Below are 18585 nucleotides of genomic sequence, written 5' to 3' on the forward strand. Positions count from 1 at the left end.
CGGTTTTGGGACACGACCTGCATCGAATCAAAGAAAAGAAAGCGCGTTTCAACGCGCTTGAATGGAGGAAGAAACATGGCCGGTTTGCCGACCACGGCACGCGTGGTGATCATCGGAGGCGGTGTCGTCGGCGCCTCCTCGCTCTACCACCTTTGCAAGGCGGGCTGGACCGACTGCGTGCTGCTGGAAAAGAACGAGCTCACCTCCGGCTCGACCTGGCATGCCGCCGGCAACGTGCCGACCTTCTCCTCGTCGTGGTCGCTGATGAACATGCAGCGCTATTCGACCGAGCTTTACCGGGGCCTGGCTGAAGCCGTCGACTACCCGATGAACTACCACGTCACCGGCTCGCTCCGGCTTGCCCATACAAAGGAGCGCATGCAGGAATTCCAGCGCGCCAAGGGCATGGGCCGCTATCAGGGCATGGACATCGACGTCGTCGGCCTCGATGAGATCACGCGCCGCTATCCCTTCATCGAAACGCATGAGCTGAAGGGCGCGCTCTACGACCCGAGCGACGGCGACATCGATCCGGCGCAGTTGACGCAGGCGCTCGCCAAGGGCGCGCGCGACATGGGCGCGAAAATCATCCGCTTCTGCCCGGTCACCGGCGTCCGCCGCGAGAACGACGAATGGGTGATCGCGACGCCGCAAGGCGAAATCCGCTGCGAGATCGTCATCAACGCCGCCGGCTATCGCGCCGCCGAAGTCGGCAAAATGTTCGGCCGACAAGTGCCGATGATGGTGATGAGCCATCAGTATATCCTGTTCGAGGAAATTCCCGAGCTCGCAGCCTGGTCGAAGGAACAGGGCCGCAAGCTGCCGTTGCTGCGCGACGTCGACACGTCCTATTACCTGCGCCAGGAAAAGACCGGCATGAACCTCGGCCCCTACGAGCGCAATTGCCGTGCGCATTGGGCGACCCACAGCGATCCGATGCCGGAGGATTTCTCCTTCCAGCTGTTCCCCGACGATCTCGACCGTCTCGAGCACTACCTCGCCGACGCCGTCGCCCGCGTGCCGATCCTCGGCACCGCGGGCCTGTCCAAGGTGATCAACGGACCGATTCCTTACGCGCCGGACGGCAACCCGCTGATCGGGCCGATGCCCGGCGTGCCGAACGCCTTCGAGGCCTGCGTCTTCACCTTCGGCATCGCCCAGGGCGGCGGCGCCGGCAAGGTGCTGGCCGAGTGGGTGACCGAGGGCCAGACCGAATGGGACATGTGGTCCTGCGATCCGCGCCGCTTCACGTCTTTTGCCTCCGCGCCCGACTATTGCCTCGCCAAGGGCATGGAGATCTACGGCAACGAATATGCCATCCAGTTCCCGCGCCATGCCTGGCCGGAGGGACGCAATCGCAAGCTGTCGCCGCTGCACGATCGCATCAAGGCGCTGGGCGGCCAGTTCGACGCCTATAACGGCTGGGAGCGCGCCACCTGGTATGCCGGGCCGGGCGACGATACGTCCGAGGAAGCGACACTGACCTTCCGCCGCGACGGACCATGGCAGAATCGCGTGCGCGAGGAATGCCTGGCCGTGCGCGACGCCGCCGGCATCCTCGACCTGCCCGGCTTCTCCCGCTTCAATCTTGATGGCGCCGGCGCGGCCGAGTGGCTGGCAAAGCAGGTCACCGGTTTGGTGCCGAAGCCAGGCCGCATCGGCCTCGTCTATTTCGCCGACGACAAGGGCCGCATCGTCACCGAAATGTCGGTCGTGCGCCATGGCGAGGAGCTGATGACGCTGATCACCGCGGCGGTGGCGCAGTGGCACGACTTCGAATGGCTGAAATCGCGCATGCCCGCTGACGCGGCCTTCACGCTGACCGACCGGACGGAAGAATATTCAACCCAGATCCTCGCAGGCCCGAACTCGCGCAAGATCCTGGCCGAGGTCTGCGATGCCGATCTTGCCCTGCCCTGGCTGACACATCAGGAAACCACCATCGCCGGGCGCTGGGCGAAACTGGTGCGCGTCTCCTTCGCCGGCGAGCTCGGCTGGGAGATCCACACCAAGGTCGCGGACACGGCGACTGTCTTCGACGCCGTCTGGGCCGCCGGCCAGAAGCACGGGCTGAAGCCGTTCGGCATGTATGCGCTGGATTCACTGCGGTTGGAAAAAGGCTACCGCGCCTGGAAGGGCGACCTTTCGACCGACTATTCGATCCTGCAAGGCGGACTGGAGCGCTTCGTCAAATGGGATAAACCAGACTTCCGCGGCAAGGCGGCTTTGCTCAACGAAAAGCAGCAAGGCGTGAAGAAACGCTTCGTCACCCTGGTCGTCGAGAACCCCGGCGATTGCGACGCGCCCTATATGTCGACGCTCTGGCATGACGGCAGGATCGTCGGCGAAACGACATCCGGCGGCTGGGGTCATCGCGTCGAAAGATCGATCGCGCTCGGCATGCTGCGCACCGATCTCACCGAACCGGGCACCGCCGTCGAGGTCGAGATTTTTGGTGATCGCTTCAAGGCGGTCGTGCAGAACGACGAGCCGCTGTGGGATCCGAAGAACCAGAGGTTGCGGGCATGACCTCCGTCATCCTCACTGACGGCGGCATGGGGCAGGAACTGGTCCGGCGCAGCAGGTCCGAGCCCACGCCGTTATGGTCGGCCAGGGTGCTGATCGACGAGCCGGAATTGGTGCGCGGCCTGCATGCGGAATTCATCCGTGCCGGCGCGCGTGTCATCACCATCAACACCTATTCGGCAACGCCGGAGCGCCTGGCGCGCGAGGGCGCAGAAGATCTGTTCAAGCCTTTGCAGAAGCGCGGCATCGAACTGGCGCGCCAGGCTCGCGACGAGGCCGGCGACACTGCCATCGCCGGTTGCCTGTCGCCTCTATTCGGCAGCTACGCGCCGGCACTGACCATCTCCTTCGAGGACACACTCGATATCTATCGCCGCATCGTCGCCGAGCAGACAGACGGCGTCGATCTGTTCCTGTGCGAGACAATGGCTTCCGCCGAGGAGGCGCGCGCGGCGGTCACCGCGGCTTCGGAAAGCGGCAAGCCCGTATGGGTGTCCTGGACGCTCGCCGATCATGGCACGCCGCGCCTGCGCGGCGGCGAAACCATTGCTGCCGCGGCTAACGCCCTCGGCGACCTGCCGGTCGCGGCTCGGCTGCTCAACTGCTGCCGGCCCGAAGCCATCGCCACCGCCTTGCCCGAACTCGTCGCCCTGGGCGGGCCGGTGGGCGCCTATGCCAATGGCTTCACTTCGGTGGAGGCGCTGAAGCATGGCGGGACGGTGGATGTGCTGCACACCCGCCATGATCTCGATCCGCAAGCCTATGCGGACCAGGCCGTCGGCTGGGTCGATGTCGGCGCCGGCATTGTCGGCGGCTGTTGCGAGGTCGGCCCCGCCCATATCGCCGCCCTGCGCGACAAGCTTACGCAGGCCGGCCACCAGATTTCGGGAGTCTCCTGATGCCAAAACCGTCAAAGCGCATTACTGGTATCGTGCCTTCGGGCAAGGATGGCTGGGAAGTCCATTTCGCGGCCTGGACCCGACGGGCCGCCGGCGAGGACATCATCGTGCTTTCGGTCGGCGACCACGACTTCGACACGCCTTCCGAAACGATCGAGGCCTGCGTAGCCGCCGTGCGCGGCAGCAATCACCACTATACGCCGCTGCCCGGTCTGCCGCGTCTGCGCAAGGCGATGGCCGCTGCCGCGACCGCCTGCACAGGCGTCCCGACGGAACCCGACGAGGTCATCGCCACGCCGGGCGGCCAGGCAGCGCTTTATGCCGCCGTGCAGGGTGTGCTCGACCCGGGCGATCACGCCATCGTAGTCGCGCCCTATTACGCCACCTACCCCAACACCTTCAGCGCCGCGGGCGCCAGTTTCACCGTGGTCGAAACACCGGCCGAAGACGGCTTCCAGCCGCGCGCCGAGATGATCCGCGCCGCGTTGAGGCCCAACACGCGCGCCATCCTGATCAACACCCCGAACAACCCGACCGGGGCGGTCTATTCGCGTGAGCGTCTCGAACAGCTGGCGGAAATCTGCACCGAGCACGATCTCTGGCTGTTGTCGGACGAGGTCTACTGGACGCTCGGCGGCGGCGAGCACGTCTCGCCGCGTTCGCTGCCCGGCATGGCCGCGCGCACGCTGGTCATCAACTCGATGTCGAAGAGCCATGGCATGACCGGTTGGCGCATGGGCTGGTTGACCGGGCCTAAAGCGATGATCGCGCTGATGACCGACCTCAACCTGGTGACGACCTACGGGCTGCCTGCCTTCATCTCGATCGCCTGCGCCGAAGCGCTGGAGAACCACTATGGCGTGAAGGACATCGCCGAGCGCTACGCCGCGCGACGCACCGTCTTCCTCGATGCCTTACGCGGCGCCAACGAGGTCACCGTGCGCGGCTCCGAAGGCGGCATGTTCATCATGCTCGATGTCTCCGCCGTCGAGCCCGACGACGAAAAATTCGCCTGGGCGCTGCTCGATCAGGAAAAGGTAGGCGTCATGCCCGGATCGAGCTTCGGCGAAGCCGCCGCCGGTCACGTCCGCATCAGCCTCTGCCAGCCCGAACCCATCCTCAGGGAAGCCGCACTCCGCGTGCGCCGCTTCGTTTCCAACTATCGCCGCGAGGCCGCATGAGCAAAGCCGTTCCCAGCAAAGCTCGCGCGGTGATCATCGGCGGCGGCGTTTCCGGCTGCTCGGTCGCCTACCATCTGGCCAAGCTTGGCTGGACCGACATCGTGCTTCTCGAGCGCAAGCAGCTCACCAGCGGCACGACCTGGCACGCCGCCGGCCTGATCGGCCAGTTGCGCGGCTCGCAGAACATGACGCGGCTGGCGAAGTACTCGGCCGACCTTTACGTCAAGCTCGAAGCCGAGACCGATGTCGGCACCGGCATGCGCCAGGTCGGCTCGATCACCGTGGCGCTGACGGAAGAGCGCAAGCACGAGATCTATCGGCAGGCATCGCTCGCCCGCGCCTTCGATGTCGATGTGCGCGAGATTTCGCCGAGCGAAGTCAAGCAAATGTATCCGCATCTCAACGTGTCCGACGTGGTCGGCGCCGTGCATCTGCCGCTCGACGGCCAGTGCGACCCCGCCAACATCGCCATGGCATTGGCCAAGGGTGCGCGCCAGCGCGGTGCGACAATCATCGAAAACGTCAAGGTCACCAAGGTTCACACCAGGAACGGCCGCGTCTCCGGCGTCTCCTGGGCGCAAGGCGAGGACCAAGGCACCATCGAGACGGACATCGTCGTCAATTGCGCTGGCATGTGGGCGCGCGAGCTCGGGCGGCAGAACGGCGTCACTATCCCGCTCCATGCCTGCGAGCATTTCTATCTCGTCACCGAACCGATCCCCGGCCTCTCCCGCCTGCCGGTGCTGCGGGTGCCGGACGAGTGCGCCTATTACAAGGAGGACGCCGGCAAGATGATGCTCGGCGCCTTCGAGCCAGTGGCGAAGCCCTGGGGCATGGACGGCATCCGCGAGGATTTCTGCTTCGACCAGCTGCCCGAGGATATGGACCATTTCGAGCCGATCTTGGAAATGGGCGTCAACCGCATGCCGATGCTGGGCACCGCCGGCATCCACACCTTCTTCAACGGTCCGGAGAGTTTCACGCCGGACGACCGCTACTATCTCGGCGAAGCGCCGGAGCTCTCCGGCTACTGGATGGCGACCGGCTACAATTCGATCGGCATCGTCTCCTCCGGCGGCGCCGGCATGGCGCTCGCGCAATGGATCAATGACGGCGAGGCGCCCTTCGACCTCTGGGAGGTCGATATCCGCCGCGCCCAGCCTTTCCAGAAGAACCGCCGCTATCTGAAAGAGCGCGTCTCGGAAACGCTCGGCCTGCTCTATGCCGACCATTTCCCCTACCGCCAGATGGCGACGTCGCGCGGCGTGCGCCGCTCGCCCCTGCATGAGCATCTGAAGGCGCGCGGCGCCGTGTTCGGCGAAGTGGCGGGTTGGGAGCGCGCCAACTGGTTCGCCAGGCCGGGCCAGGAACGCGAATACCGCTATTCCTGGAAGCGGCAGAACTGGTTCGACAACCAGCGCGAGGAGCACCTTGCGGTCCGCAACGGCGTTGGCCTGTTCGATATGACCTCGTTCGGCAAGATTCGCGTCGAGGGCCGCGACGCCTGTGCCTTCCTGCAAAGGCTTTGCGCCAACGACATGGACGTGGCGCCGGGCAAGATCGTCTATACGCAGATGCTCAACGCCAGGGGCGGCATCGAGAGCGATCTTACGGTGACCCGGCTTTCGGAGATGGCCTACTTTCTCGTCGTGCCCGGCGCCACCTTGCAGCGCGACCTTGCCTGGCTGAGGCGGCATGTCGCCGACGACTTCGTCGTCATCACCGACGTGACCGCCGCTGAAGCCGTCATCTGCCTGATGGGTCCGGACTCGCGAAAACTGATCCAGAAGGTCAGCCCGAACGATTTCTCCAACGAAGCAAATCCGTTCGGCACCTTTCAGGAGATCGAGATCGGCATGGGGCTGGCTCGCGCGCACCGCGTCACCTATGTCGGCGAGCTCGGCTGGGAGCTCTATGTCTCGACCGAACAGGCCGCTCACGTCTTCGAAGCGATCACTGAAGCCGGCGCGGATGTCGGATTGAAACTCTGCGGGCTGCACACCCTTGATTCCTGCCGCATCGAAAAGGCCTTCCGCCATTTCGGCCACGACATCACCGATGAGGACAATGTGCTGGAAGCGGGCCTGGGCTTCGCGGTGAAGACGGCCAAGCCCAACTTCATCGGCCGCGACGCCGTGCTCCGGAAGAAAGAAGGCGGATTGAACAGGCGCCTGGTTCAGTTCCGCTTGAAGGATCCGCAGCCTTTGCTCTTCCACAACGAGGCAATCGTACGCGACGGCAAAATCGTTGGCCCGATCACATCTGGCAATTACGGCCACCATCTCGGCGGCGCGATCGGCCTCGGCTATGTGCCGTGCCGCGGCGAGAGCGAGGCGGACCTGCTTGGCTCATCCTACGAGGTCGAGATCGCCGGCGAACGCTTTGCCGCGGGGGCCTCGCTGAAGCCGATGTATGACCCCAAGGCGGAACGGGTGAGGATGTGATCTCTTCCTTCTCCCCGTTCAACGGGAAGAAGGTGCCCGAGGGCGGATGAGGGGCAGCGCCAGTCTCTCGTATGTTCGCGCCGCCCCTCATCTGGCTGCCGCCATCTTCTCCCCGTAAACGGGGCGAAGAAAGCCAATCTCAAAACCTCTCCAGCCTCGCCCTCACCTTCGCCAGGAACGCCGCCCTGCTCTTCGGCGTCGACGAATCCATCAGATAATGCGCCAGGAAGAACGTCTTGCAGCGCGTGGCGCAGAGCGCGCGCATGCCGCGCAGGATGGTCTTGCGGCCTGGCTGGCCGACGACGACGCTCCACCAGGTCGGCGCGCCGCAGGTGGTGACGACGCCGACCTTGGTCACATGCCTCATCAGCGACTTGATCCTCCCTTTGCCTGCCGGCAGCTGGAAGGCGATGTCGGTGGCCCAAACCCGGTCGAACCAGCCCTTCAGCATCGCCGGCAGCCCGTACCACCATGTCGGGTAGATGAAGAGGATTGCCTGCGCCCATTTCAGGAGTTCGAAATGCGGCTGAAGCGCAGCATCGTCCGGCGCACGGTCGTTGTAGGAGCGCCGCTCCTCGCAGCTCATCACCGGATCGAAATTCTCGGCATAAAGGTCGAGCAGCCGCACGTCCCAACCGCGACCCTTCAGCACCTCGACGGCGGTGTCGCGGATCGCCGCGCAATAGCTTTGCGGCACCGGATGGCAATAGACCACCAGCACGCGCATCAGAATTGATCCATGCTGGCCGCGACCTTCGCCACGAAGGCGTTGCGCGTCTGGTCGGTCGAAAGGTTCATCGAGTAGTGCGCGAGATAGGAGATGGGAGCGCCAGGCTTGATGGTGGCGCGCAGCATGCGCTTGACGATCCTGCGCGGCGGATCGCCCATCAGCATGGCACGAAAACGGCTGCCGCCATAGGTGGTGACGGCCGCAAGCTTGCTTATGTTGTGCAGCGTCGGCTGCACCTTGCCGTTGACCAGCTTGAACGACACGCCGGGCAGGAACACGCGGTCGAAGAAGCCTTTGAGGATCGCCGGGTAGCCGTAGTTCCAGACCGGGAAAGACAGCACCAGCGCCTCGGCTTTCAGCAGGCGCTCGATATAAGGCGCGGCCGGATCCGCAGAACTGCGCTGGATATGATAGTCCAGTTTCTCCCTGCGCGTCAGCCTGGGATCGAAATCCTCGGCATAGAGATCGCAATCGTCGACTGTATGGCCCGCCACTTCCAGCCGCTCGACGATCGTGCGGTGCAGACCGGCATTGAAGCTGGTCTCGACCGGGTGAGCGTATAGCACGAGGATTTTCACGGGCGAACATCCCGCAGGTCAGCGTCAGGCGCCCCCATTGCCTGGCGCCAAATCTCCGCCCTTGAGGGGGAGATGTCGCCGTGGGCGACAGAGGGGGTCGCCTCGCATGGAGCGCCAACGCCCTCCGCGACGTCCGACGGCGCTCTATAAGAAGCGACCCTCTCTGGCCTGCCGGCCATCTCCCCCTCAAGGGGGGAGATCCGACGCCGCCATGGCTTTCGCCAATCGCCAATGTGGCGGGCAGGCCAGAGGGGGGTACGGCGCCGTCCGCTCATCGACCTAGCTCGCCCTCTGCAGCCCCTTGAACAGGAACGACTTGCCGGAACGGTAGTCGTAATCCGGGTTTTCCCAGGCGATCATTTTGCCGGGGTTGAGCAGGCCTTGCGGGTCGGTCTCGCGCTTGAAGGCAAGCTGGACATCGTCGGTCCGCTTCATGCCGCCTTCTTCCAGCGTGTAGCGGTGCGGATTGAAGATCCAGCAGCCATTATCCTCGTGGATGCGGATGATCTCGTCCAGCCGTTCCGTCGTGGTGAAGCGCACCAGCGGCAGGCCTGCGGCGCCGATGGCGCCGTCGAAGCGGATGAATTCGAGATGCGCCGGCACCTCGTCGCCGAAACGCTCGACCATCGCCTTGACGTGGGCGAGATGGTCCGGCGACGGATAGCGCGCCTGCAGGTAAGTGATGGTCGGATCGACACGGATCGCGCGCAGGGTCGTGTGGTTCCAGGTCAGCTCATAGGCAGGCGGCAGGCCCTTGAGGTCGGTCTCCCGGTCGGCCCGGAAGACGATCTCGCCCTTGCCATTGCGAACGAAGGCGTCGAAGGCATCCATCGCATGCGGCGCGATCATGCAAACCACGATGCTCTGCTCGCGCCGGAAGAATTTTTGGTGCCGTTTGAAATAGTCGTAAGGGATCGGCGCCGCGATAGGCGTGATCAGCTTCGCCAATATGCCGTCCTGGACGGCAAGGTCGTTGCCGAAGCCGGCCGCATCCATGAAATCGTCGAAGCCTACGATGACGTCGATCCAGTCGTAGGAGGCCGTCAGCGGCATCTCGACCTCGGTGATGATGCCATTCGTGCCATAGGCATGCATGACCTTCAGCACCTCCTCGCCGGTCAGCGCCATGACGCGCGGCTCGGCCTCCATCGTCACGGTCCGCAGACGAATGACATTGCCGAGGTCGCGCAACCCGCCCCAACGGATCGAACCGATGCCGCCGGAGCCTCCTGCAACAAAGCCGCCGATGGAGGCCGTGTTGTAAGTGGAAGGCGACATGCGCAGTTCCTGACCGGAATGCGCTCGTGTCGCCTTGTCGATATCGGCGAGCACCGCGCCGGGCCCGGTCACCACGCGGCCCGGCGCGATCGTCTTGACTTCGTTCATCTCGGCGAGGTTGAGCACCACGCCGCCCGACAGCGGCATCGCCTGGCCGTAATTGCCGGTGCCGCTGCCGCGCGGCGTCACCGGAACGCCGAGCCGGTGACAAGCGGCGAGCACGCGGACGACTTCGTCCTCGTTCTTCGGCGTGACGATGAGATCGCCTTTGACATGGTCGAGTTGCGCCTTCAGCACCGGGCTGTACCAGTAGAAATCGCGACTCTTCTGCTGGACGATCGCCGGATGATCGTCGACCTTGATCCCATCGAGATCGCGCTTCAGCGCCCCAATATCCATTGTCACACCATCAGTTCGTCGAGTTCGGCATAGTCGGGCAGTTGGCGTTCGATCGCCCTGCCCTCGCGCACCACGATGCGATCCGATTCGGGCCGCGACAGCAATTCGGTCCAGCTCCGTCCCTTGAAGACGATGAAGTCGGCGCTGCCGCCGGCAGCGAGCGTGCCGGCGCCGTCGAGCCGCATCACCTCCGCCGGCGTCGCCGCCACCGCCTTCGGCCAGTCGCCGACCGGATGGTCGAAATGCAGGATGCGCGTCGCCATGCGGTAGACTTCCAGCATGTCGAGATCGCCATAGGCGTAGAACGGGTCACGTGTGTTGTCGGAAGCGACCGCCACCTTGATGCCGCGCGCCTTCATCTCATGCAGCAGCGTCACGCCGCGCCAGCGTGGCGTCGTTCCATTGTTGCGGCGATCCTGCAGATAGAGGTTGCACATCGGCAGCGACACCACGGCGAGCCCTGCCTTCGCCACCTTGTCCAGCGTGTCGAGAACCTCGAGGTCCGGCTGCCGAGCCAGCGAGCAGCAATGGCCGACCAGAATGTTGCCGTCGAACCCGTTCCACAACGAGGCCTCGGCGATTTTCTTCAGCGAGATCGCCGCGACGTCGTCGGTCTCGTCGGCATGGAAATCGAGGTCGAGGCCATGCTTGATCGCCTGGCCGAAGACCTCGTCGAGCAACTCCTCCAGATCCGGCACCATATAGGTGACGACGCCAAGCACGCCCTTGGCCGCGGCGACGCGCTTCGCCAGCCGCTCGAACCACGCCTTGTCGCGCACGCCTTCGATGCCGAGCAGGCAGGCCGCCTGCAGGTCGATGCGCCCGCGCCATCTCTCCCGCATCGTCTCGAACACCGGCCAGGAAATCTCTTCCTGCGGCGGCACGCTGTCGAGATGCGTGCGCAAGGCTTTCGTGCCATGCGCGTAGGCTGAGCGCAGCGAGAAATCCATGCGGCGCGCGACGTCCTCCGCGCTCCAGCGCGAGGTGCGGTCGGCGCCGGTGGCGGTGAGCGCGCCCATGAAGGTGCCGTCGGGATTGGGCATGCGCGGCCAGATATGGCCCTTGTCGATATGGGTGTGGCAGTCGACGAAGCACGGCAGCACGATGCGGCCGGCAAGGTCGATCGCATCGGATTGCGCCGACCTTCCGCGCGCCCTGATGCTCGCGATCTTGCCGTCGGCGACGGACATGTCGGCAAGCGCGAAACCATCCGCGTCGAACGGTTCGGCAAAGCCGGGCGTCAGCGACCGATGAACACGGACGTTCGTAAGCTGGTAGGAACCAGAGGCAGGTATCAAGATCTGGTCCTCTTCGCGATTTCCTTTGCTGCGTCACCCATCTTAGCGCTCCTGCTTCAGCGCGCTCTCGTGCCAGCGGCGCAGGATGAGATGCGACACCAGCGACAGCACCAGGAAGATCAGGATGCCGGTGAGCGAGATCAGGATCAGCGCCGCGAACAGGCGTGGCGCGTTGAGCCGGTAGCCGGCCTCGATGATACGCGAGGCAAGCCCGGACGACTGCCCCTGCGCGCCAGCGACGAATTCGGCCACGACCGCGCCGATGAGCGACAGGCCGCCGGCGATCTTCAGCCCGCCGAGGAAATAGGGCATTGCCGCCGGCAGGCGCAGGTAGCGCAATTGCTGCCAGCGCGTCGCGCCGTTGAGCTTGAACAGGTCGCGCAGGTTGCGGTCGACCGAGTTGAGCCCCAGCGTGGTATTGGACAGGATCGGGAAGAAGGCGACGATCCAGGCGCAGAGCAGAAGCTTGGTCGTCTGGTTGTCGATGTAGATGTTGATCAACGGGAAGATGGCGACGATCGGCGTCACCTGCAGCACGATGGCGAAGGGGAAGAACGACATCTCCACCCATTTCGACTGTGCGAACAGCACCGCCAGCCCGACGCCGCCGATGACGGCGAGCAGCAGGCTGAGGAAGGTGATCCGAAGCGTCACCAGCAACGAGGAGAACAACAGGCCAGCGTCGTTGTGCAGCGTCTGCAGCACCACGCCCGGCCGCGGCAATATGTATTGCGGGATCTCGTTCCAGACGCAGATGCGGTCCCACAGCCAGATAGCCAGCACCATGATCGCCAGCGGCAGCACCCATTTGCCGATGCGCTCCAGCCGCTCTTGGCGCACGCGGCGCGCCTCCTCGGGATCGAGCTTCAGCGCGGTGTCTTCAATGGCCGTCATGGTGCGATCCGGCGGTTGAGTTGATGGCATTGACCAGCACGTCCGAGGCCTGCCGGCAAAGTGCGGCGTAGTCGGGTGAGGTGCGGAACGCCTCGTCGCGCGGATAAGGCGCTTCGATTGCAAGCTCACCGTGGACCCGGCCCGGCCGCGCCGCCATCACGACGACGCGGCTGGACAGGAACACGCTCTCGAACACGCTGTGGGTGACGAAGACCACGGTGAAGCGCTCGTCCTGCCAAAGCTCGAGAAGGTCGTTGTTGAGCTTGAAGCGGGTGATCTCGTCCAGCGCGGCAAAGGGCTCGTCCATCAAGAGGATGCGCGGCTTCGTCACCATGGCCCTGGCGATCGAGACGCGCATCTTCATGCCGCCGGAAAGCTCGCGCGGCACCGCATTCTCGAAGCCGGTGAGATGGACGCGCGACAGCATGTCCATCACGGCGGGCTGGGCCCTGGCGCGCGACACGCCCTTCAGCCTGAGCGGCAGCCAGACATTGTCGAAAACGCTGGCCCAGGGCAGCAGCGTCGGCTCCTGAAAGACGAAGCCGATGTTCGAGCGATCGATCGAGCCGCGCCAGTCGAGCTGGCCGGAGGTCGGCGTCGACAGGCCGGCGATCAGCCGCAGCGCCGTCGACTTGCCGCAGCCGGACGGGCCGAGCAGGCTGAGGAAATCGCCCTCGCGGATCGCCAGGTCCACCTTGCTCAGCGCCGTCACGCCGTTGGAAAAGACCTTGCCGACCTTGCGCAACGAAAGCAGCATCGGGGCTTCGCCTGATGCCGCCGGCGTCTGCGCCACCTTCTCCTGGATCATGTCAGGCAGGCCGCCCTACTTCTTCAGCTCCAGCCCGACACCCTTGTTGACGAAGGCCAGCGTATAGGCCTTCTTGATGTCGATGCCCGGCTGCGCCACCTTGGCCTTGACCATCTTGTCGTAAAAACTCTGGATACGGGCTTCGGTCATGGCGCCGATGCCGAGTTTTGCCGAATCGCCCGAATCGACCACGCCGAACTTCTTCAGCTGCTCGATCGAGAAGGCGATCTGCTCATCCGTCATATCCGGATTGTCCTTCTTGATCATATCGTTGGCGGCCTTGTTGTCGCCGTAGAGATAATTGTACCAGCCCTTGGCCGAGCCATCGACGAAGCACTGTACCACCTCAGGCCGCTTGTCGATCGTGTCCTGCATCACCTCTATGGTCGTCGCATAGGTGTCCCAGCCATAGTCGGCGAGCAGGAACTGGTTCGGCACGAAGCCGCCCTGCTTCTGCACGGCAAAAGGCTCGGACGTGACATAGCCCTGCTGGATCGATTTCTTGTTGGCGATGAAGGGCGCCGGATTGAAGGTGTAGGGCACGCGCTTCGCGGCATCGAAGCCCAGGTCCGTAACCATCCACTGGAAGAAGGTCTGCGCGCCTTCGTCACCCATAATGTACTGGTCGGCATTCTTCAGGTCTTCCCACTTGTCGAGCCCCTCCCCGGGGTGGGACATGATGACCTGTGGATCCTTCTGGAAGTCGGACGCGACGACACGCATCGGAATCCCCTGCTGCACGGCATCGAAGGCCGAAAGCAGGTTGCCGCCCATATAGAAATCGATCTTGCCGGCAAGCAGCATCGGCCTGCCGCTGACCTGCGGGCCGCCCTGCAAGATGGTGACGTCGAGGCCGCAGGCGGCATAGGTGCCGTCGGCTACGGCCTGATAGTAGCCGCCATGCTCGGGCTCGGCCAGCCAATTGGTGCCGAACGTCACCTTCTCGTTCGCCGCCGCACCCAGCGTGCCTGCCGCCAGCAGCGCCACGGCGCCCGCCACGATCTTTCCTTGTCCGATCATAAACATCACCCTCTCTTGGCCCGGCAGCGCGACGCGCCGGGCTCGACACCATTGTTTTAAGAAGCAAGACACATGCCACCGCCTGGGCCGCCTGCTTGTGCGACAGTCATTGCCGAGACCGGACGGGTCATGCTGTACGCGAGGCATCGTGCCTATTTTTTGAACGCCTGTCCATAATCGCCCGGGCGGCATGCACTGCATCTTGAATGTTTCATGAATCCGCCCCTAGGCTGTCGACCGACAGGAGAATGCCATGTTCAAATACCTCGCCCCCAAGTCGATCAAGCCGCCCTTCGCCCGCTACAGCCACGGCGTCGAAATACCGGCCGGAAAGCGCCTGGTGCTATGCTCTGGCCAATTGGGCATCGGCCCCGACGATGACGTGCCGGAGGATGCCGGGGCCCAGACGGAACTCTGCTTCAAGAACATTTCAGCGATTCTGAGCGAAGCCGGCCTGACGCTGAACGACATCGTGCGCATCAACGCCTTCGTCACCGACCGCGCTCATCTGCAGCCCTATATGGACGTTCGCAACAGGCTGTTTTCCGATCCGGCGCCGGCCTCGACGCTGATGATCGTTTCCGGCTTCGCGCGCCCGGAATTCAAAGTCGAGGTGGAAGTGTTTGCTGCCGGCTGATGGTTGCCCGCAACCGCGAGGCGCTTTAGATCATCTCAATCCGGACAGCGGGCCATCGGGAGACGACAGTGACGACAAGACGTGTGTGGTGGGGCGACTACCGGACGACCGAATATGCCGCGATCGACGCCGAAGCGACCATCGCGGTGCTGCCGGTGGCAGCGATCGAGCAGCATGGTCCGCATCTGCCGGTTTCGACCGACACCTCGATCATGACGGGCATGCTGGAGACGGTGATCGCTCGCCTGCCCGACGATCTCGACATCCGCATCCTGCCGGTGCAGGCGGTCGGCAAGTCGAACGAGCATCTGCATGCGCCGGGAACGCTCACCTTGCCGGCCACCACCCTGGTCGATGCCTGGACGGAACTCGGCCTGTCGGTCGCGCGCGCTGGGGTCAGAAAGCTGATCGTCGTCAACTCGCATGGCGGCAACGAGGAGATCATGGGCATCGTCACGCGCGAATTGCGGGTGCGCGCGAAAATGCTGTCGGTGAAGACGAGTTGGCAACGCTTTGGTCGCCCGGCCGGCATGTATACCGAGCTCGAGGACCGTCACGGCATCCACGGCGGCGACGTCGAGACCTCGCTGATGCTGCATTTCCGGCCCGACCTCGTCGACATGGGCAAGGCGGAGAATTTCGTCTCGAATGTCGGACGCGCCGAAAAGCAATTCGCCCTGCTGCGCCATACCGGCACGCATGCTTTTGCCTGGATCGCCAGCGATCTCAATCCGAACGGCGTGGTCGGCGATGCCTCGATCGCAACGGCTGAGAAAGGCCGTCTGACGGCGGAAATGCAGGCCGACGGTTTTATCAACCTGGTCAAGGATGTGCGTAAGGCGAAGCTTGCCGACTGGCTGTCGTAGCGATGCGTCCGCTTTGACCTAGAGCATGATCCCGAAAAGTGGACCCGGCTTTCGGAAAAGATCATGCTCCAACAAAGAGTTAGATCAGGATGACGAGTCAACGAAACGTCATCCCGATCTAGGCTTCAATCCCCAATTCGAAGGGTATTCCTTCGACGGCATCGGCACCGCGGCCGATGGCCTCGATCGCCGCGATCATGCGGCCGTCGCGCCCAAGCAAGGTGTCTGCAACCGCGATCAGCCGCGGATTGGGAGTGGCCGTCGGCGAGAGAAACCGCAGGGTCCGCGCCAGTTCCATCTCGTCGCGCCTGGGCGCCAGCGCCGCGGCGATGATGTAGGCCGACGCGGTCGAGCGGCTGACGCCGGCATAACAGTGCACCACCAACGGCTTGGCTCGGTCCCAGAGATAGGCGAAGTCGAGCAAGGCGCGGACGTGCTCCTCGCCGGGCATCGTCATGCCATCCTGTGCGACGGCAATGTCGTGCATGACCAAGTGCAGATGGTTTTGCTCGAGGATCGACGCCGGTCGGATCACTTCCGTACCGGCGGCAAGCAGCGACAGCAGCCGTTCGGCACCGGTCCGTGCCACGGTCTCCTCGACTTTCGACAGCGAACAGACATGGATCATTTTCCGATCTCCTTGGACGTATCCTCGCGCCGCGAGGCCCACGCTGCAAGGGCGCCTTCAAGGCGCTGCCATTCCGCCTCGCTGCCCGGCAGACCGATTCGCAGGGCCTGCGGCCGATCGGCAAAATGGCGCACCAGCACGCCGCGCTCTCCAAGAGCCAAAAACAGGCTTGGGGCTTCACCAAACGACAAATAGCGGAACAGGCTGGTGCCGCCGGCGACCGCAACATCGAATCGGCCAAGCAGCGCGTCGAGCCGCCCGGCATCTTGCGCCAGGCGTTGCCGCATGGCGGCCTGCCACTTCGCATCCGACAAGGCGCGGATGCCATATTCGAGCGCCGGGCCGGCCACGGCCCAAGGACCCAACTGCGCATCCAGCCGCTCGGCCGTCAGCGGATCTGCCAGCGCGAAGCCGAGTCTCACACCGGCGATGCCGAAGAATTTGCCGAACGAGCGCAGCACGACGACACCGCCTTCCCCGACATCGCCGGCCAGGCTTTGCTCGGCCGGGCCGACATCCATGAACGCCTCGTCGACTACGAGCAGCCCGCCCTTGGCGCGAAGCCGCGCGGCAAGCTCGAGCAGGCGCGCCTTTTCGATCACTCGCCCGTCCGGATTGTTGGGATTGACCAGCACCGCAAGGTCCGCGTCGACCAGCGCGTCGAAATCGCTTACTTCCGCCACGGCATGGCCTGCAATGGCCGCGGCCCTGGCGTGTTCGGCATAGGTCGGACCAACCACCAATGCCTTGCCGGGCCGCACCAGCGAGGCGACGCGCGGCAGGAGAATCTGAGTACCTGGCGCCGCCGCCACATGCGCCGCCGACGGCGCGCCATAGGCGATAGCCGCAATTTCGGCCAATTCGCGCAGCTGTCCTGCCTCCGGCAATCGCGACAGGGCGGTGGCGGGCAATTCGAAAAGCGGATAGGAGTGCGGGTTGATACCTGTCGAGAGATCCACGAAAGGCTGTGGCGCATGAGGAAAAAGCGCGATTGCGCGGCCAAGGCTGCCGCCATGATCAACCGCCGCAATCGCGCCGCCTAGAAGCTTCATGTCGATCCTGATCGCTTTCCTGTCACTCGCCGTCGAACGTGTCCTTGGCTATCCCGATTGGCTGTTCAACGCCATCGGCCATCCGGTCACCTGGATCGGCAGGCTGATATCCTTTCTCGATCGCAGGCTCAACCGCGCGACCGATTCCGACGAATTGCGTCGCCGCCGCGGCGTGCAGGCGCTGCTGGTCATCCTGCTGGTGCCCGGCCTGGTCGGTCTGGCGCTGCACGTCCTGCTGTGGCTGATCTTCCCGTCGGGCCTGGTCATAGCGGCCATCCTCGGCTCCTCGCTGCTGTCGCAAAAGAGTCTCGCGGAGCATGTCGAGGATGTCGCCGACGCGCTGGAGACCGGCGGCCTGACGCTCGGCCGCATCGCCGTTTCGCGCATCGTCGGCCGCGATCCCGAAAAACTCGACAAGGCAGGCGTCGCCCGCGCGGCAATCGAAAGCCTGGCCGAGAATTTCTCCGACGGCATCGTCGCGCCCGCCTTCTGGACCGGCATGGGCGGCTTGGGTGGCGGCGCGGCCTACAAGGCCGCCAACACTGCCGATTCGATGATAGGCCACCACACGCCGCGATATAAGGCATTCGGCCGGGCGGCCGCCCGTTTCGACGACCTGATCAACCTGCCCGCATCGCGGCTGACCGGCCTGCTGATCGTGCTGGCGGCCTTTCTTGTCCCGGGCGCCGATCCGTGCGGCGCCTGGCAGGTCATGCGGCGCGATGCCAGGAAACACCGCTCGCCCAATGCCGGCTGGCCGGAAGCCGCAATGGCCGGCGCGCTGGGGCTTTCGCTGGCCGGACCGCGCAGCTATGGCGGCGAGGTCGTCGAGGATGCCTATATGGGCGAAGGCGGCCGCCGCGAGGCCGAAAGTACCGACATCCGAGAGGCGCTGAAGCTCTACCGTGTCGCCGACTCGCTGCTGCTCGGCCTGTTCGCCATCCTGTCAGGGATCGTGATCTATCTGACCGTCCGGATCAGTGGCCAAGGCGCCAGCATACTTTAAAGCATGTCGCGTTTAATTGGCCTCATATCCGGCAGCTTTGAAGAAGTTTCTGCACTGTATCGGATCGAACAGGTCGCATATGTCCTTGAGAGCGCAGCATAAAGCGTCGAAAGATCGCGCGGCCTTCTTTCTGAGCAGCGCCTTGAGTTTCGAGAAGGCCATTTCGATTGGATTGAGATCGGGCGAGTAGGCCGGCAGCGGCAGCAGCCAAGCACCGCGTTGGCGCACCAGTTCGGCCGCCCGCTCGCTCTTGTGGAAGGCGACGTTGTCGAGGATGACGACGTCGCCCGGTTTGAGCTCGGGTGCAAGCTGGGTCTCGACATAGAGTTCGAAACGCGCCT

Annotated in this window: 17 protein-coding genes; 7 read left to right on the forward strand and 10 right to left on the reverse strand. The window is 64.3% G+C overall.

Annotated features, from left to right (window positions below; genetic code table 11):
- Nucleotides 1-75 precede the first annotated feature (75 nt).
- From F3H96_RS16815 to F3H96_RS16830, 4 genes are read left to right on the forward strand one after another with little or no spacing between them, the layout of a single operon-like run.
- A complete protein-coding gene (locus F3H96_RS16815; protein WP_149802832.1) occupies nt 76-2529 on the forward strand; it encodes an FAD-dependent oxidoreductase in 2454 nt (817 codons plus the stop codon).
- On the forward strand, nt 2526-3425 hold the full coding sequence (locus F3H96_RS16820; protein ID WP_149802833.1) for a homocysteine S-methyltransferase family protein: 900 nt from the start codon (nt 2526-2528) through the stop codon (nt 3423-3425). The genes F3H96_RS16815 and F3H96_RS16820 overlap by 4 nt, the downstream gene beginning before the upstream one ends.
- Complete coding sequence (locus F3H96_RS16825; RefSeq protein WP_149802834.1) at nt 3425-4606, forward strand: pyridoxal phosphate-dependent aminotransferase; 1182 nt, start codon at nt 3425-3427, stop codon at nt 4604-4606. The genes F3H96_RS16820 and F3H96_RS16825 overlap by 1 nt, the downstream gene beginning before the upstream one ends.
- Entirely contained in the window at nt 4603-7050 is a 2448-nt protein-coding gene (locus F3H96_RS16830; RefSeq protein WP_149802835.1) for an FAD-dependent oxidoreductase, read from the forward strand. The genes F3H96_RS16825 and F3H96_RS16830 overlap by 4 nt, the downstream gene beginning before the upstream one ends.
- A gap of 139 nt (nt 7051-7189) precedes the next feature.
- Here the strand turns inward: F3H96_RS16830 and F3H96_RS16835 are convergent, their stop codons facing one another.
- From F3H96_RS16835 to F3H96_RS16865, 7 genes are all read right to left on the reverse strand, one after another.
- Complete coding sequence (locus F3H96_RS16835) at nt 7190-7777, reverse strand: NAD(P)H-dependent oxidoreductase (RefSeq protein ID WP_149802836.1); 588 nt, start codon at nt 7775-7777, stop codon at nt 7190-7192.
- Nucleotides 7777-8358: an NAD(P)H-dependent oxidoreductase gene (locus F3H96_RS16840; RefSeq protein ID WP_149802837.1), complete on the reverse strand. Its 582-nt coding sequence runs from the start codon at nt 8356-8358 to the stop codon at nt 7777-7779. The genes F3H96_RS16835 and F3H96_RS16840 overlap by 1 nt, the downstream gene beginning before the upstream one ends.
- Before the next feature lie 279 nt (nt 8359-8637).
- The gene (locus F3H96_RS16845) at nt 8638-10035 is read right to left on the reverse strand and encodes an FAD-binding oxidoreductase (RefSeq protein ID WP_149802838.1); all 1398 of its coding nucleotides are present in this window, start codon (nt 10033-10035) and stop codon (nt 8638-8640) included.
- 2 nt (nt 10036-10037) lie between these two features.
- A complete protein-coding gene (locus F3H96_RS16850; RefSeq protein ID WP_149802839.1) occupies nt 10038-11333 on the reverse strand; it encodes a cytosine deaminase in 1296 nt (431 codons plus the stop codon).
- 42 nt (nt 11334-11375) lie between these two features.
- Complete coding sequence (locus F3H96_RS16855) at nt 11376-12227, reverse strand: ABC transporter permease (RefSeq protein WP_149802840.1); 852 nt, start codon at nt 12225-12227, stop codon at nt 11376-11378.
- On the reverse strand, nt 12214-13035 hold the full coding sequence (locus tag F3H96_RS16860) for an ABC transporter ATP-binding protein (RefSeq protein ID WP_149802841.1): 822 nt from the start codon (nt 13033-13035) through the stop codon (nt 12214-12216). Before F3H96_RS16860 ends, F3H96_RS16855 begins: the two co-directional genes overlap by 14 nt.
- Before the next feature lie 15 nt (nt 13036-13050).
- The gene (locus F3H96_RS16865) at nt 13051-14055 is read right to left on the reverse strand and encodes an ABC transporter substrate-binding protein (protein ID WP_149802866.1); all 1005 of its coding nucleotides are present in this window, start codon (nt 14053-14055) and stop codon (nt 13051-13053) included.
- Between the two features lie 253 nt (nt 14056-14308).
- Between F3H96_RS16865 and F3H96_RS16870 the strand changes: the two genes are divergently transcribed.
- Nucleotides 14309-14692 (forward strand): RidA family protein, encoded by a 384-nt coding sequence (locus F3H96_RS16870; protein ID WP_149802842.1) that lies wholly within the window; start codon nt 14309-14311, stop codon nt 14690-14692.
- 68 nt (nt 14693-14760) lie between these two features.
- Nucleotides 14761-15558, forward strand: a complete 798-nt coding sequence (locus F3H96_RS16875) for a creatininase family protein (protein WP_149802843.1) — start codon at nt 14761-14763, stop codon at nt 15556-15558.
- 118 nt (nt 15559-15676) lie between these two features.
- On the opposite strand, the gene F3H96_RS16880 is transcribed toward F3H96_RS16875, so the two are convergent.
- Entirely contained in the window at nt 15677-16186 is a 510-nt protein-coding gene (locus F3H96_RS16880; protein WP_149802844.1) for a tyrosine phosphatase family protein, read from the reverse strand.
- Entirely contained in the window at nt 16183-17238 is a 1056-nt protein-coding gene (cobD, locus tag F3H96_RS16885; RefSeq protein WP_149802845.1) for a threonine-phosphate decarboxylase CobD, read from the reverse strand. Before cobD ends, F3H96_RS16880 begins: the two co-directional genes overlap by 4 nt.
- On the opposite strand from cobD, the gene cbiB reads away from it, so the two are divergent.
- Entirely contained in the window at nt 17237-18244 is a 1008-nt protein-coding gene (cbiB, locus tag F3H96_RS16890; protein ID WP_149802846.1) for an adenosylcobinamide-phosphate synthase CbiB, read from the forward strand. The two genes, cobD and cbiB, sit on opposite strands and share 2 nt — an antisense overlap.
- Before the next feature lie 12 nt (nt 18245-18256).
- Here cbiB and F3H96_RS16895 read toward each other — a convergent pair.
- A partial coding sequence (locus F3H96_RS16895) for a transposase (protein WP_149802847.1) occupies nt 18257-18585 on the reverse strand: 329 nt, incomplete at its 5' end.

It is taken from the genome of Mesorhizobium sp. NFR06, assembly GCF_900115245.1.
Classification (GTDB): Bacteria; Pseudomonadota; Alphaproteobacteria; order Rhizobiales; family Rhizobiaceae; genus Mesorhizobium.